The organism is Paenibacillus oceani (assembly GCF_014705615.1).
GTDB classification, from domain to species: domain Bacteria; phylum Bacillota; class Bacilli; order Paenibacillales; family NBRC-103111; genus Paenibacillus_AB; species Paenibacillus_AB oceani.
This window is the reverse complement of the sequence record NZ_JACXJA010000001.1, coordinates 260,475-276,118: the sequence shown is the minus strand read 5'-3', so window position 1 is coordinate 276,118 and position 15,644 is coordinate 260,475. Positions and strand designations below refer to the sequence as shown.

Annotated in this window: 14 protein-coding genes; 12 read left to right on the top strand and 2 right to left on the bottom strand. The window is 54.5% G+C overall.

Features of this window, described 5'->3' with window-relative positions; translation table 11 throughout:
- Nucleotides 1–20 precede the first annotated feature (20 nt).
- Nucleotides 21–911 carry an amidohydrolase family protein gene (locus IDH45_RS01230; protein WP_190923868.1) on the top strand — a complete coding sequence of 297 codons (891 nt, stop codon included), beginning with the start codon at nt 21–23 and terminating at the stop codon, nt 909–911.
- A gap of 143 nt (nt 912–1,054) precedes the next feature.
- On the opposite strand, the gene IDH45_RS01225 is transcribed toward IDH45_RS01230, so the two are convergent.
- Nucleotides 1,055–2,407: an extracellular solute-binding protein gene (locus IDH45_RS01225; RefSeq protein ID WP_190923866.1), complete on the bottom strand. Its 1,353-nt coding sequence runs from the start codon at nt 2,405–2,407 to the stop codon at nt 1,055–1,057.
- Nucleotides 2,408–2,643: 236 nt separating this feature from the next.
- Between IDH45_RS01225 and IDH45_RS01220 the strand changes: the two genes are divergently transcribed.
- Entirely contained in the window at nt 2,644–3,000 is a 357-nt protein-coding gene (locus tag IDH45_RS01220; protein WP_190923864.1) for a nucleotide excision repair endonuclease, read from the top strand.
- Nucleotides 3,001–3,683: 683 nt separating this feature from the next.
- Here IDH45_RS01220 and IDH45_RS01215 read toward each other — a convergent pair.
- On the bottom strand, nt 3,684–4,064 hold the full coding sequence (locus IDH45_RS01215) for a GyrI-like domain-containing protein (RefSeq protein ID WP_190923863.1): 381 nt from the start codon (nt 4,062–4,064) through the stop codon (nt 3,684–3,686).
- Between the two features lie 205 nt (nt 4,065–4,269).
- Here IDH45_RS01215 and IDH45_RS01210 point away from each other — a divergent pair, with 205 nt between their 5' ends.
- From IDH45_RS01210 to IDH45_RS01165, 10 genes are all read left to right on the top strand, one after another.
- On the top strand, nt 4,270–5,163 hold the full coding sequence (locus tag IDH45_RS01210) for an NUDIX hydrolase (RefSeq protein ID WP_190923861.1): 894 nt from the start codon (nt 4,270–4,272) through the stop codon (nt 5,161–5,163).
- Nucleotides 5,160–5,747 (top strand): NADAR family protein, encoded by a 588-nt coding sequence (locus tag IDH45_RS01205; protein ID WP_190923859.1) that lies wholly within the window; start codon nt 5,160–5,162, stop codon nt 5,745–5,747. Before IDH45_RS01210 ends, IDH45_RS01205 begins: the two co-directional genes overlap by 4 nt.
- Nucleotides 5,748–5,955: 208 nt before the next feature.
- Entirely contained in the window at nt 5,956–6,891 is a 936-nt protein-coding gene (locus IDH45_RS01200; RefSeq protein ID WP_190923858.1) for an ABC transporter permease, read from the top strand.
- A gap of 16 nt (nt 6,892–6,907) precedes the next feature.
- On the top strand, nt 6,908–7,828 hold the full coding sequence (locus IDH45_RS01195; RefSeq protein ID WP_190923856.1) for a carbohydrate ABC transporter permease: 921 nt from the start codon (nt 6,908–6,910) through the stop codon (nt 7,826–7,828).
- A 36-nt stretch (nt 7,829–7,864) separates the two neighbouring features.
- Entirely contained in the window at nt 7,865–9,496 is a 1,632-nt protein-coding gene (locus tag IDH45_RS01190) for an extracellular solute-binding protein (RefSeq protein ID WP_190923855.1), read from the top strand.
- Between the two features lie 105 nt (nt 9,497–9,601).
- Nucleotides 9,602–11,836, top strand: coding sequence for a helix-turn-helix transcriptional regulator (locus IDH45_RS01185; RefSeq protein WP_190923853.1), 2,235 nt, complete (start codon nt 9,602–9,604; stop codon nt 11,834–11,836).
- A gap of 139 nt (nt 11,837–11,975) precedes the next feature.
- Nucleotides 11,976–12,653, top strand: coding sequence for a YdeI/OmpD-associated family protein (locus IDH45_RS01180; protein WP_190923852.1), 678 nt, complete (start codon nt 11,976–11,978; stop codon nt 12,651–12,653).
- A gap of 147 nt (nt 12,654–12,800) precedes the next feature.
- Nucleotides 12,801–13,979, top strand: a complete 1,179-nt coding sequence (locus IDH45_RS01175) for an MFS transporter (protein WP_190923850.1) — start codon at nt 12,801–12,803, stop codon at nt 13,977–13,979.
- 243 nt (nt 13,980–14,222) lie between these two features.
- Nucleotides 14,223–14,789 (top strand): beta-class carbonic anhydrase, encoded by a 567-nt coding sequence (locus IDH45_RS01170; protein ID WP_190923848.1) that lies wholly within the window; start codon nt 14,223–14,225, stop codon nt 14,787–14,789.
- A 185-nt stretch (nt 14,790–14,974) separates the two neighbouring features.
- Nucleotides 14,975–15,427: an Rrf2 family transcriptional regulator gene (locus tag IDH45_RS01165; RefSeq protein WP_190923847.1), complete on the top strand. Its 453-nt coding sequence runs from the start codon at nt 14,975–14,977 to the stop codon at nt 15,425–15,427.
- The last annotated feature ends 217 nt before the right edge of the window (nt 15,428–15,644 follow it).

The window sequence follows — 15,644 nt, the reverse complement described above, 5'->3', positions numbered from 1 at the left end:
CTTCAAGCGGAGGTAGGATCATGGCAGTTGGTGCAGAATCAACATTCGATAAAAATCAGGCGGCGCACGGTGAAGAGGCGGTTCATCCGGCGATGCGCCTGCTCGCGCCTTTTCAAAAGGAGAAGGCCATCGATTTGACCGTATTTATGGGTCAATGGCCGACGCGGCTGCAGATTCGGGCGGCCGCCGAAGATTTGAGCGCGATGGCGGACCGGCTCGGGTTAAGCGGGATGTGTGTCAGCCATATCGCTTCCATATTCGGCTTCGATACGAGGTCGGGCAATGAGGAGCTGTTCCGGGAAGCAGCCAAGGACGAGCGGATCTGGCCGGTCGCCATCCTGAACCCTGCAGAGCCGGGATGGGACCAGGAGCTCGAATGGGCCGTCAAGCAAGGCGCGCGGGGAATCCGGCTTGTGCCCGGCTATCACGGGTACAGCTTGACGTCGCCGCAGGCATTGGAGCTGCTGGAACGGGTGAAGGAGCAGGGCCTGCCGGTCCATCTGTGCGCGAGACTGGAGGACGAACGGCTCGTTCATCCGAGGATTCCTCTGGTACCGGTGAAGTTTCACGAGATTGCGGAGTTTCTCCGCCTGACCGGAGATCTGCCGGTTATCCTCAGCGGATTGCGGGCCCGGGAATGGGACAGCGTCAGCGAGCATCTGAACGAGGGGCACCCTACGGATCGGGTGATGCTCGACCTGTGGTTTACGAACGGCCCTGTTAGCGCAGTCGCCTCCTTGTGCCGCAGCGGCTTCGCGAGTCGTCTCGGTTACGGCTCCTGCGCTCCGGTCCAGGTACCGGAGGCGACCGCCCTGCAACTGGCCGCAGCGGACATCGGGGCGGATCAACGCACCGCTTTGTGCCGGAGCAACGCCGCCGCTCTCTTGTTCGGCCACGATGCCGGGCAGTGAACGTTTTACAGCGTAAGCTTAGAGAAGCCCCCTGCCGCGATTGCTGCGACAGGGGGCTTTGCTGATGCGAGAGTCGCGGACGGGCGTAGGCTGGGGAAGCGGGAAGCCAGCAGCGCCTCTCGAGCCCCCGCACCGTTCGCCGGTCAGAAGTGCTCGGCAATCGTCCCGCCATCCTCCAGACCGAGCCAGAACAAGCTCATTTCCGCCATGAGTTCGGCCGGATCCATCTGTTGATCGAGCAACTCATGAAGGAAGTAGTTGTTGTCCATCAGGCGGTCCCCAACGTTGATCGCATGCAAATAAGCTGCCGATTTGACGCTCGTATTAACCGGTTGCAAGACGGACAGGAAGGGGGTGCTCTCGCACATCGTCCGCTGCACATCGGCTTGCAGCGCCATACTTACAAATTCCAGCGATAAGCCGGGATCGGCGCATGCACGGGGCACCAGCAGCAGGTTGGCTTGCAAGAGCGTCGATTTCGTATTGCCGAACGGCAGCGGGGCGATTTCCGGCTTGAACCCGATTCCGCGCTCCGTCCAGGTGGACATCTCGAACAAGGTCGTTAAAGTCATCCCCGATTTGCCGTAGATGAACGGGTTAATCAGGTTTTTGCTGTCCGTATACACCGTGGCAATCCGTTTGCGGTGCAGCCAATCCTGCAGGCTGTCGAGCGTTTGGGCGATGATGGGCCGGTTGTCCCCGGACTTGGGCTGCATCCCGTTCTGCAGGGCGAAGACGAGCCATCGGCTGAGCGACGGGAACAAACTAAATCCGAAGCGGTCGATCCGGCCGTCGGTAATCGAGGTGACGCGTTCGGCGGCGCTGGTGAAATCGTCGACGTTCCAATGGGGACCCGGGAGGGGGATGCCCGCATCCGTAAACAAATCCGGATTGTAAGCGAGACACGTTGGCGAGAACGTGATCGGAACGGCCGGCACGGTTTTGTCCGGGCATAACGATTGGCGGAGCTTGGGATACATCTCCTCCAGCGCAGCGCCGGCTACGGAGCCCAGGTCTGCGAATAGGCTCTGGTTCTCGACAATGCCGAGCTGGCTTTCCCCGATCAGCACGATATCCGGACAGAAGCCCATCCGGTCGGATTGCAGCAGCGACTCGGCGAAGGTGTCAGCGGGCAAGCTTAACACGTGAATATCCACATGGGGATACTTCTGCCGGAAGGCGTCGCATAAGACATACAGCCCGTTATCTACGAAATAGGCCGGAAAGGGAGCGGCGATGCGGATAATTTTCCTGTCGCCGTGCTGAATGGACAGATCGGGGGGCACCATCGTGCCTAGCCCGACCCGTTTCAGGACCAGCCCTTCCTTATGGAGTTCCTCCAGCGCTTTTCGAACCGAATTCCGGCTCAGCCCGTAATATTTGCATAGTTCGTTTTCCGGCAATAGGTACTCTCCCGGTTTGATCAACCCGGTCAAAATTTGTTCTTTTAACGTTTTATACAACCGGACGTATAGAAAATCGCTGGCTCTGCGCATACTTGTGGGATGTATCTCCTTTCGGCCTGGACTTACAGGTACTGGATTGGTACAGGTACCTTACATATCCATAATTATACCGCAGATTGGCGCAGCTCGGCCATATCTCTCGCGGGTGCGGAGAGCTTTTCTTTTCGGTAGCAGAATGGCGCCGCTGGGGAGCAACAAATTCAATGTGTGTTCCATGAACCGTTATGATAGTATATAGACTTAGACGAAAGGAGAAGTGAACGATTGTGATCCAAATAACGATTCCGGCGCCGGACGTGACCATTTTGAAGCAGACGGACCCCCAGCTTAGTCACATTTACGGCTTTACCGATTTCCACCTGATTCCGAGGGATAAGGGCGGCATTTTTATGTTTTACAACGAGAAGGACGAGCTGCTGTTCGTCGGCAAGGCGCGCAAGCTGAGACCGCGGATCAAAAAACATTTCGAGGATACGGTGTCCGTCATCAAGGACCATCGCAATGAAGTCACTAAAATCGAGGTATGCGTACAGGAAAGTCCGGTAGACCGGGAAATCTACGAGACCTATATCATTAACGAGCTCAAGGCCAAGTATAATGAAGATAAAGTGTTTTTCAGATGAATGGCAGGCGACGACAAAGCAACGGGCACGGCCATGGGGGCCAGGCTCGCTGCTTTTTTGAATGATCTAGAGTGGTTAGGTTCGTTGAAGCGTCAAAGCGAAACGAACCGGGAAATTATGAGCTAAGAAAAGCTCCGTTTACGCAGGTCCATTCGACGTGGAAAAGGCTTCGTTTGGTCGTTTGGTAGCTTTTCTTTTAGCGCCAGCAAGTGCCGCAGGTCGTTCATTGTGTCGGTTCGGCCTTTGCCCTGCTTATAGACAGGTAGGAACCGAATAAGAGTGGTTTAAAGCTTTTATTTTGTCCGATTTCCGCTTGGACAGCGTAATAAGAGCGGTTTGGAGCTTTTAAAATTGGCAAAAAGGGTACAGACCCAATCAGTTGGCTGAAATAAGGGGTGCAAACCGCCTTATTCGCTTCGGTTTTTCGAAAAGGCCGAAAATAAAGGGGGCCAGAGACTCTTATTATGTGTTAGGAGCGCGTCCTGCGGCAGGCGGAGCGTCTGCGGCCAACACTTTGTGACAGCGCTCAAAGGTTGCAACGATCCAGAACACCGCTTCGCGATGGTAACCGGAATGAATGAGTTCCCGGCTCCCTTGCTGGCGTGCTCCATGACCCACTCAGATGCTGCCGATCGCGCCAACCCTACTCCCACGGACTCTAACCTCCCTCTCGCAACGGCCAATCACTTGGTCGGAATGTACCATTCCACTCGTCCCGCATCCTGCAGAGCCGAAGTGAACATCTCGAATCTGGGCTTGGAAAGGTCGATCTTGTACTTGGCCTGGTTTTCGCTTGTGCATACGTTAGACCAAAAATCGCCGACCTGCTGCCTTGGGAAGGCAAAGGCGACATACTCCCCTTCCGGAAGCGTGAGAGCGGTCATCCCTTCGGGCACATGGGCGGAGTCCGAGACTTCAACTGCAACTAGCGGAACCGGGAATTTCCCCGATACGACCAGATAAGGGTGATCCTTTATTCGTGCCGGAAGTTCATTCATTCGGGCGTGAAGCCGGGCGAACAATTGCTTCTCGTCATCCATACTTTCTCCTTGAAATCCAACCATTGTAATTTTTCCCACCTTGCATGTCCGGGAATCTACAAATTCGCTGAAGGCAGCCATACAAAACCTCCTAACGCCGCTTTTCTTCCAATATAATCCTAATCGCATGTCGTTGTAAATGCATGCCGCTTGACAAAGCTCCTCAAGTGCTATATTTTGTTAGTAACAATTAGATATTATCAATTGGATACGATCGGGGTGGAGGAACGTGGACTCGCTGGACCGTGACGGGTTAACGGAGAAGCAGTTTTTGGAGCAGTATCGGGCCGGGGATTACGAGCGCCCGTCCGTGGCCGCCGACATGACGATCTTCACTGTTACGGATACGGACGAGGACAATTACCGGAAGCTGCCGGAGAAAGAGCTGAGAGTGCTGCTCATCCAGCGGGGAGGACATCCGTTCCTAGGCAAATGGGCGCTGCCGGGCGGGTTCGTGCGGCCTAATGAGACCACAGAGCAGACGGCTCAGCGGGAGCTGCGCGAGGAGACCGGCGTGGACAACGTGTACCTGGAGCAGCTGTATACGTTCAGCGACCTCGGACGCGATCCGCGGACATGGGTGATGAGCTGCTCCTATATGGCGCTGATCGACAGCGGCCAAGTCCAAGTGGAAGCGGGGGATGACGCCGATAACGCGGCATGGTTCAAGGTGTCCTACCGGCTTCTGCGGGAGCAGAAGGAGCTGACCGAAGCCGGATATGTCCGAACGGTGCAGCATGAGCTGAAGCTGACTTCCCGGCACGGGGAGCTGACCGCTGTAGTGGAGCGCACCTCGACGAACATAGAGATGTCGCCGGCGAGTTCGTTTACCGTCATTTCCAACGACGGGCTGGCCTTCGACCATGCGAAGATTTTGGTCTATGCGATCGAACGTCTGCGTGGCAAGATTTCATACACGGATCTCGCGCTGCATCTGATGCCCAAGCTGTTCACCTTGACGGAGCTGCAGCAAGTATACGAGGTGATCCTGGGCAAGGAGCTGCTGAAGGCTGCATTTCGCCGCAAAATCGCACACCTCGTCGAAGAGACGGATCATTATACGGAGAACGCCGGGCACCGCCCATCGCGGTTGTACCGGAGAAATCGGGAGGGTTTCCAGTGATATACGATATAGAGAGCTTGCGGAACGCCTGGCAGGCGGGCCGGAAGTTCAAATTTTTGTTTTTTTGGGGCCACACGCCGCTGGCAGACGGGAGCGTGAACCAGAGCTGCTTCAGCCAGTGGTGGATGTGTCCGTTCGTGGTGGAAGGGACGGAGTATTCCTGCTCCGAGCAGTACATGATGGCGGAGAAAGCACGCATGTTCGGGGACGAAGAGATGCTGGCCGCCATTCTGCAAGCCAAGCATCCCAAAGAAATGAAAGCGTACGGCCGCGCCGTAAAAAGCTTCGATAAGGACGTTTGGGAGAACGGGCGATACGAGATCGTCAAGCGCGGCAACCTGGCCAAGTTCTCGCAAAACCCGGAGCTGGCCGCGTATTTGAAAGAATCGAACAAACGCATCTTGGTGGAAGCGAGTCCGCGCGACCGGATCTGGGGGATCGGGATGGGACAATCAAACCCGGATGCGGACAATCCGATGAAATGGCGGGGCCAAAACCTGCTCGGCTTTGTATTGACCGAGGTGCGGGACGAATTGATGAAGGCAGAAGGGCAAGAGAATGAATCGGAAGGAAATCGCATTTGAGACCCGATACGACGCATAAGCTCCGCTCGGCAGACAAGCCGGCGGAGTTTTGCATTTCTCCGGAATCCCGCTTCCCGCAAGCGTTTTCAACGCCTCACAAATATTGCGAGGCCCATCAAATTTTGTTTGTTGTCCCGGGCCGGAGGCGGACATTATGATGATGGCATGCGAACGGCCGTCGCAAATCCGACAAGCAAAGGGGAGACCAATGAACGCCAGAGATGAGCCGTTAATGCTGAAGCGCGTACGAAGGCGAGACAATGTACATTTGTATTTGATCATGCTGCCCGTTTTGCTTCATATTTTTATTTTCTCCTACATTCCGATGTACGGGATTATTATCGCGTTTCAAAATTATTTTCCCGGCCGCCCGTTTTTGTCGTTTGACGGGAGCGTCGATTGGGTCGGGTTCAAACATTTTATCGATTTTTTTACCGGTCCTTATTTCACGCGACTGATGCGCAACACGTTTATTCTCAGCTTTTTTTACTTTATTTTCGGGTTTTGGGTGCCGATCCTGTTCGCTTTGCTGCTTAACGAGCTGCGGAACGGCCTGTTCAAAAAGTTCGTCCAGACGTCCAGCTACTTGCCGCACTTTATCTCGAATGTCGTCGTGGCGGGGATGGTGTTATCGTTTATCGACCCGGCGGGGATCGTGAACTCGTTCATTCAATGGTTTGGCGGAACGGCGATCGCGTTTAATACCGAACCGAGATATTTTGCCGCGATCTATACGATCTCGACGATCTGGAAATCGTTCGGCTGGAGCAGCATTCTGTACTTGGCCGCGATGTCGTCCATCGATCCGCATCTGTACGAAGCCGCCAAGCTGGACGGGGCGAACCGGTTCCAGCAGATGATCCGGATTACGCTTCCGTCGATCCGCCCGACCATCTTTATCCTGCTGATTTTCGCGATCGGGAGCTTGTTCTCCGCCAACACCGAATTTATAATGTTAATCTACAACCCGTCCTTATATGAAACGGCGGACGTGATCGGCACTTTTTTGTATCGTGATGGTTTGCTGGGCGGCAATTTCAGCTCGGGGGCGGCCATCGGTTTGTTTACAGGCATCCTGAATTTCACGCTGCTTTATTCTGCAAACGCTTTAAGTCGCAAGTATAGCGATTATGCCTTATGGTAAGGGGGCCGCAAACAAGATGATTCCTGCACTAGCGCGTTACCGGCAAACCGGAAATGCCATACGGCAAGGCTCGCGGGCGGTAGACGTGCTGTTTTATATCATGGCCTTGCTTGTTTGTCTGGCGACGTTGTATCCGTTCTACTTCGTCGTGATCATGTCGATCAGCTCTCCGTCGGAAGTGGCGGCTATGAACGTCTTTTGGTATCCGAAAGGATTTTTCCTCGGGTCCTACGAGCTGATTGTCAGCGATGCGAAAATGTGGCGCGCCTATTTCAACACGTTCGTGTATGTCTCTTGCGGTACCGTATTGAACTGTCTGATGGCTGTGCTGGGCGCTTATCCGCTGACGGTGCGCAACCTGGCGGGGCGGAAGTGGGTCGTCCGGTTTTTGATTATCCCGATGTATTTCGGCGGAGGTCTGATTCCCGCCTACTTGCTGGTCAGCAAGCTCGGCTTGTACAACACGATGTGGGCGATTATCGTCCCCGGGGCCGTAAGCATTTGGAACATCATTCTCGTCCGGACTTATTTCCAGACGATCCCGGAATCGCTCAAGGAATCGGCGTTTGTCGACGGAGCTTCCCATCTGCAATTGCTTTTCAAAATAATGATACCGGTTTCAAAACCGATTATTGCCGTTATTGCGATCTATACGATCGTGGGCATCTGGAATAACTGGTTTGACGCCCTCGTGTATTTGCCGAACGAAAAGCTGCATCCGCTGCAAATGTATTTGTACCGTGTCGTCGTCCAGCAGACGGTGGACCTGAAGATGCTCTCGATGGAAGATGCGCAAACCGCCGCCAACAACATGCTGACGAACCTGCAGCTGAAATATTCGATTATTGTGTTTACGACGCTTCCGGTCTTATTTACTTATCCGTTCTTTCAGAAGTATTTCGTCAAGGGAGCCATGCTCGGCTCGTTGAAGGAGTAGGGTTCAAAAACGATAACAAGCGATGGAGGATTGCCCATGATTCCGACCAAAAGAAAATGGATCGCCATGACGGTAGCCGCCGCATTAACGATGATCCCGCTGGCCGCCTGCAACGACAAGGACGCCAATTCCGGCGAAGCCGGCAGCGGCGCAAACGCAAATGAACCGGTGAAGCTGCGCATGCTCGGGCCGTCCGGTTCGAATAAATATATCCGCTTCGAAGACCGGGAGAAGTATCCGGTGTGGAAAGAAGTGCAGAAGATACTGGATGAAGCGAACCTGCAGCCGGAATACGAGCTCGTTCCGAACGAGCAGTACAACGTTGTGATCAAGACCAGGATGGCGTCCGGAAGCAAGCTGCCCGATATTGTAAACGTATCCGCGCTTGATAATACGACCCTGCTCAATTTGGCGAAGCAGGGCATCATCGTCGATCTGAATGAGCTGATCGACAAATACAGCACCGGTAATATCAAGAATATGTACACGAAGCTGTTTCCGTTTGCGAAAAAAACGACGACGTCCCCTGACGGCAAAATGTACTGGTTCAGCAACTTGCATATCAAGACGTATAAGGAAAAGGAGCTCGCGCCGGTTGCGCTGACGATGACGGTCCGCAAAGACTGGCTGGATAAGCTGAACCTTAAGGCGCCGACGACCGCGAAGGAGTATATGGACACGCTGAAGGCGTTCCGCGACCGGGATGCCAACGGCAACGGGCAGGCGGACGAGGTGCTCGTCTACGATCCATCCACGTTCTCGGGAGCGATCGCCCAATGGTTCGGCCTTGGTACCGACATTACGGCTGTGGACGTCGAGAACAAAAAGGTCGTCTCCCCTTGGTACCAGCCGGGGATCAAAGAGTATTTCGCATACATTCAGCAGCTGGTGAAGGCGGGCATTCTGGATACGAGCCTGATCGGCGCGAAGGGCGAGCAGATCTTGCAAAAGGTCACGGAAAACAAAGTGGCTTCCTCGCACGAATACGGCATGATTATGTCAAGAGAGCAGCAGGCAAAAGGCAGCGAATATTTACCTCTTATGCCGCTTAAGGCGATGGACGGCATAACTCCGGCCGCTGTACTGGAACCGCCGCATCTCGTCTGGCAAAAATACGCGATCACAAAAGACGCGAAAAACCCGGAGGCGGCCATCCGATTTTTCGATATGATCTACTCCGAGAAGTATGCCGACTTGTTGTATTGGGGCATTGAAGGAGAAACGTACAAAAAGGATACCGACGGCTCGAAGATGTATATCAACACCGGCTCGGACGAAGAAAAGGCCAAAGTCTTAAAAGTGAACGGGAGTTCGCTGTTCGGAGATACGGTCTTCCCTCGGGTGCAATTTGCCAATCTTGAATTCGAGCTGAAACAAATACCGTCTTACAAAGCGGACTACCAGTTGAAAATGTTGAAGTATAAGCCTTATTTCGTGAATATGAACCAAAATTATTTGGCGATCCCCGACGACAAGCAGCTCGAGGAGAAGACGAAAATATTGACCAACCTGACGACTTATTCGAGCGAGCTGGCGACAAAGCTGGCGCTTGGTCAGAAATCGCTGGACCAATGGGACACGTATATGGCGGAACTGAAAAAGCTCGGCCTCGACCGGCTGATCGAAATCGACCAGCAACTGCATAACCGGTACAACAGTTTCAACTGATCCGGTCCGGCCTTCTGAGTATAGTCTGCGGCCAGTCCCCGTTCGGGGAACCGATTCGTCCTAAACAGCACTGACTACAACCGATCCCAAGGCAGGTGAGAAGCTATGGCCCGCATTCGGCTCGGCGGCGGCACGTTTCGCAAAACGTTTTTATCCTACACCGCGATCTTGATTATTCCGATCCTTATTTTTTGCGCGATCAATGTGTACAAAGGCTCGACGGAGGAACAACGCCGGATGCACGACAAGTACCAGGAGGACGCGAAGCGGATCGCGGACGGCGCGGACAGCAAGCTGAAGCTGCTCAAAGGGCTCGGCGAAGTATATGCCGGTGAGGAATGGGCGAAGAAGCTCATGCTGGACGCTGACGTTTACGACAACGAGATCGATCTGCTGAAAGATCTGGAGATCCGCAAAGATCTCCAGAACGCCGCTTACGGATCGGGCGTTTTGTCTTTCGCCTCTGTCGTGTATCCCGCGAAGCGGATCGTGGTCTCTCCTTGGGGATTTTACGATTCGGATTATTTTTTCACCAAGGTGGCTTCGTTCGAAGGCGATGGACGCCGCTTGTTGTGGAACGCTGCTTCGCAGTATCACATCTTCAAGCTGCTGCCCCAAACGGAGATGAAGCTGTGGGGGGAGATGAGGACGGTAGTTCCCGTGCTGCAAAGCCTGGAAGTGGTCAACGAGCCGAGGGCCGTGCTGGTGCTGTTTATCGACAGCTCGTACATGGCGTCCTTTTTCCGCGAATACATCGGGGGGACGGGGCCGACCGGCTTGTCGGTAACGGCAAACGGAACGCCGGTATTCGAATATGGCGGCGGGATCGGAAGAGCCGACCGGCGCGGAGAGTCGTTCGATACGTTTACGCTCTCGTCGCAGGTGAGCGAGTGGGAATACAAAATCACTTATCCCCGCGAGCGGATGATCGGAATCGACAATATGCTCGCTTCGCTGATGGCGGCTGTCGTCTCGATCGTCATCGGCACGATGTCGGCGTATCTACTCGCGAAGCTCAGCTACCGGCCGCTGGGCATCCTGCTCCACAAGCTGTCGAATCGGGCGGGGATCGATCCGATCCGGCAAGGAGGCGGCCTGGTATCGGAGTATAACCTGATCGAGACGTCCATCGACCGGCTGCTGAACGAGAACGAATCGCTGCAGCAAGCGGTGCAGGATTACAAAAGCGCCGCCAGGTCCAACATGCTGCTCCGGCTGCTGAAGGGATACTTCAAGGAGGAGCAGCAGGCGGACCGGCTGATGCAGATTGGGCTTCGCTATACAGAGCGGACGTACTTCTGCACGATGCTGATCGATTTCCGTCCGATATACGAGAGTTTCGATATGGAGACGATCCGCAAGATTGAAATCATCGCCTTCATGGCCGTAGAAAAAAGCATGAGCGCCCGCCGGATCGACTATCAGCTGTTCGAGGTCACGAATGCAGAGAAAGCGATCATCGTCTCCGCGGAGTCGCCGTTCAGCGATGAGAGCGCCATCCGCGAAATCGCGGCCGAGGTGATGGAAGACATTCGGGCGAATTGCGGCAGCAAGCCCGAGGTGCTGTGGGGGACGGTCGAGCAAGGGCTGCTCGGGATCAGCAAGTCGTACTATGTAGCCAGCGAGAAGCTGCATTACCTGCTGTTCTCCAAAGGAAATGAGAGTGGCGGTGTCAGCTCCTTGCCCGCGATCGAATATTACTATCCGACGGACTGGGAAGTGCAGCTGATCAACAATCTGAAGATTGGCAATCTGGATACGTGGATGCAAATTGTAGACGAGATCCGGGAAGAGAACGAGAGCCGGCAGCTGTCGGAAGCGTGCATCGCCAAGCTGATCTCGTCGCTGATGGAGACGATGCTCCGGGTGCTGAACGAGCTGAATATCGATGCCGAGCTGGTTGCGCGGCAGTTCGCCAGCAAGCTTAGGGAGCATAACCCCGATGCGCTGTGGGGTTACGTGTACGAGGTCGGCACCCTGATATGCGAACGGATTCGGTATTCGAACACGCCTTCGGCGATGGAGCGGGGCAACGATCTGCTGCAATACGTCAACCGGCACTATACGAGCGCCGACATGTCACTGAAGAGGCTGGCGGAAGAGTTCCATCTGTCGGTTTCCGGCGTGTCGAAGATGTTCAAGGAAGTGACCGGCATTAATTTCTACGATTACTTGTGCCGGCTCCGAATGGAGCTTGCCAAGGAGCTGCTGCGGGAGAAAAAAAGCGAGGTCGGGCATGTCGCCCAACTCGTTGGTTACGAGAATGTCTACTCCTTCAAGCGGGCGTTCGTCCGTTACGAGGGCATCAAGCCGGATGAATATATGCTGCTTTGCTTATGAAACTCCACACGAGCCCCGGTTCCGTCTCAGGCGGGATCGGGGCTTTCTTGCGCGGGAGCCGCATTTATTTAGAAATTGGACAAGGGGCCTGCTATACTTGGTGTAGTATCCAACCACAAAAGGAAACGGGAGAACCATCATGACCAAATCGATCGTAGACAAGCTAAACCTTCATAAATACGAGTACGCCGTCATCTTGAATCAGCCGGAAGGATCGGACTACTTTGCGGAGCTGACCGGTTACGATACGGAGCTTCCCGAGGATCGGGCGTATGACCTTATTTTCGCTTTCGTGCTGGATATGGAATCTCTGAAGGAACTGGTAAACCGCGTAATCCGGCAGGCGAATCTTCGCAAAGGCGGTTATCTGTTCGCTGCGTATCCGAAAAAAGGGAACAAAGTGTATCCGACCTTCATCCACCGCGACGACCTGCTTGAAGGGCTGGGCAGCGACGAGGACGGCTATATCGGGACAAGCTCGGTCAAATTTGCGCGAATGGTCGGTTTGGACGATGTGTTTACAGTCGTCGGATTCAAGGAGGAAGCCCAGGGCAAGGCGCAGACTGCTGCGAAGCCGAGTCAGAAGGTGGACGATTATATCGCGCTCATCCCGAATATCGAACAAGATTTAAGCGATTCCCCCGAGCTGCTTACGTTTTATTCGTCGCTGACCCCGGGGTACCGCAAAGACTGGGCCCGTTACGTGTACAGCGCCAAGCAAGAGGAGACGATCGCGAAGCGGCGGGACGAGATGAAGATGATCATGGGGGCCGGCTACAAAAGCCGCGAGCTGTACCGCAAAGACCACCCGAATTAATGGATGAGGATACTTTTTGAAAGGAGATCGCAACGATGACCTATGCCCGACCTCCCTGCTAATCGTTAGGAACCTGTTGCCCGCGAGCGCCTCCCTAAACCGGATTGAGGATGGACCCAAACCGGTTATTAGAGAGGAGCCCGCTGTATGGACGATCGGTCCAATGTGTGGAAATTGTACGTCATCCGCTTCTGTTCCAGCCTCATCCCTGCTTATGTGATCGAGAGATTGTTCTGGGAAGAGAGAGGCATGACCATCCAGATGGTCGTCTATACCGAGATTTTGTTTGCCGTTACCGTCGTCCTGACCGAGGTTCCGACAGGCATTATCGCCGACCGGCGGGGCCGCAAGCCGATGCTTGTGCTGGGCGCTCTTCTGGGATGCGTTGAGTTTTTGCTGCTGGTGTATGCGACGGCGTTCTGGCACTTTGTGCTTGTCGTATTCCTTGCGGCCCTTGCAAGATCGGCCGGCAGCGGGGCGGAGCACGCCATGCTCTACGACTCGTTGCTGCACGAGGGCAAGGAGCGCGAATTTGAGAAGTACATCGGCCGGCTCAATGCGCTCGATATCGCCGCTACCATCCTTGCCGCATTATGCGGCAGCGTGTTGGCGAGCCGATTCGGGTTTGAGCTCAATTACTGGATCTCCTTCACGGCGATGTGCGGCGCTCTCGCGATATCGCTGCTGCTGCAAGAACCTGCAAGGAGCGGCGAAGAAACGGGAGAAGAGCCGATTCCGGTGCGCGTTTATGTGACCGCTTCGCTTCAGTTTTTCCGGCATCGTCCGGGGGTGCGCCTGGTTTTGCTGTCCGGTATGGTGACGGGGGCTGCGATCGGCTATCTCGACGAATTTTGGCAAATATATTTGGAGCGGCTGCATGTTCCGGTTGTCTACTTCGGCTTGTTCTCGGCGGGGATGTTTCTGCTGAGGCTGCCGGGCAACGTTCTGGCCTATAGGCTGACACGCCGGTTCAGCCACAGAGTGCTGATGTCGGCTGTGACCGCCGTGCTTGCCGCCGGTTTCGCGTACTTATCGCTGTATAAGGACTGGGGGAGCTTGGCGGCGATGTCCGTCATCTGTTTGTTTGCCGGCGTGATGGAGCCGCTCGCTGCGGGATATTTGCACCACCGGACGGATTCGTCCATGAGGGCGACGATCGGCTCGTTCCAGTCGCTTGGAGAGAATGTGGTCCATGTGGGGATCGGCTTGGGCTTTGGCTATTTGTCGTCCAAGTTCGATATTTTCGGCGGATACGGCTTTATTGCGGTGGTGTGCAGCTTGTTTTTCGTTTATTTCGTATCGGCATCGAGGAAGGTCGTCGAGTAGACGGTCCGTCTCGCAAGGAGCTGTCATCGGGAGCGGCAAGCTCCGGACAGCTCTTTTTTGCCGTCGATCTAACCGGTAGTGTGGCATGCATTTGCAGCGAGGGGTGTTGTAGATTTTGCTAGGTGCATATAGAATAAATGCTAGATTGCAATGAAGGTGTTCCGGTTCGGAGGGGATGCGGCAGGCCGAACGGGTCTGCCTGTCCGGACGGGATGCCGCAAGCAGCATGTGAGGAGGATACGGATGTCGATCGTTACAAGCCTATTGGAATACAATAAGAAATTCGTAGAAGAGAAAGGTTACGAAGACTACTTGACCGACAAATACCCGGATAAAAAAGTAGCGGTGCTGACCTGTATGGATACGCGCCTTAGCGAGCTGCTCCCGAAAGCGCTCGGCTTCAAAAACGGGGATGCGAAATTTATCAAAAATGCCGGAGCGATTCTGACCCAGCCGTTCGGCAGCGCCATGCGCAGCCTGCTGGTCGCCGTCTATGAACTGGAAGCCCGCGAAGTGCTCGTCATCGGTCATCATGGCTGCGGGATGACAGAGATCGACACAGGACGGATGGTTTCCAAATTCGTCGAGCAAGGTATCGATCCCTTGGTGCTCGATACGCTTGAGAAATCCGGCATCCGGATGGAGAAGTTTTTGCGGGGCTTCGACCGGGCCGAGGATGGCGTCATGCACAGCGTAAAGATGATCCGGAGACATCCGCTTTTTCCGAAAGCGATCCCGGTTCACGGATTTGTGATGCATCCCGAGACGGGAGAAGTGGAAGTGATCGTGCAGGACTACCGTGAAGAGTAATGAGCCGAGGAAGAGGACAGCAAGTAGGGGCGTCGCACGGGTGGCGGCGGCCTGCCGTCCACCTTTGGCGGAATCCGGTTTGCGGGACGCAGCAAGGTTTGCCTCTTGCCCATACCGCCGGATCACGGTACAATGCAGGAAAGTATGGCTGGCGCATACAATGGGACACGAGGGGAGAGGATAAGATGGAATTGGAGAAATGTACGGGCAATTATCATCCCAAATGGTTTGGTCTTGCGGTTCAAGCTCTGATCATTTTGTCCAAAGAAAACATCCAGACGTGTCCAAGCGTAGAAATCGCCCAGTACCTGAAGTCGGAAGCGACTTTGCTGCGCAAAATTTTGGCCGTTCTCGCGAAGGAAGGATTTCTCGATACGCGGGAAGGCCGGGACGGCGGTTACCGGCTGAAGAAGGAGCCGGAGTCGATTACGCTTGAGGAAGTATACCAAGCATTTCAAGTCAGCAGTCCGCTGTGCTATGGGATCAAGGAGTCGGCCGGAACGCATCCGTTCGGGGTAGAGATGAAGGCGATCTACAACGAGATTACGGGCGAGATGGACCGGAGCATGCGCGAAGTGTTGGGCCGGTACACCATTGCCGATCTGGCGAAAAGACTGAACGCAGACACATCCGTATGAGCAAGGAAAGATCAGGAGTTGACAGAACCGGCTGTCTGGTACTATACTGTGCAATATCAGTAACAGTTGATCTTTTTCGAGTGATACTGTGCGAGAATGAACACAGAACAAAAGCGGTTCCGGTGCGGCAAGCTCCTTTCTTTGCTTTTAACTGTGCCTAATTATACTCAGTATAAGAAAAGCTTCTAAACGAAGCACTTACCACGATGAATGACGC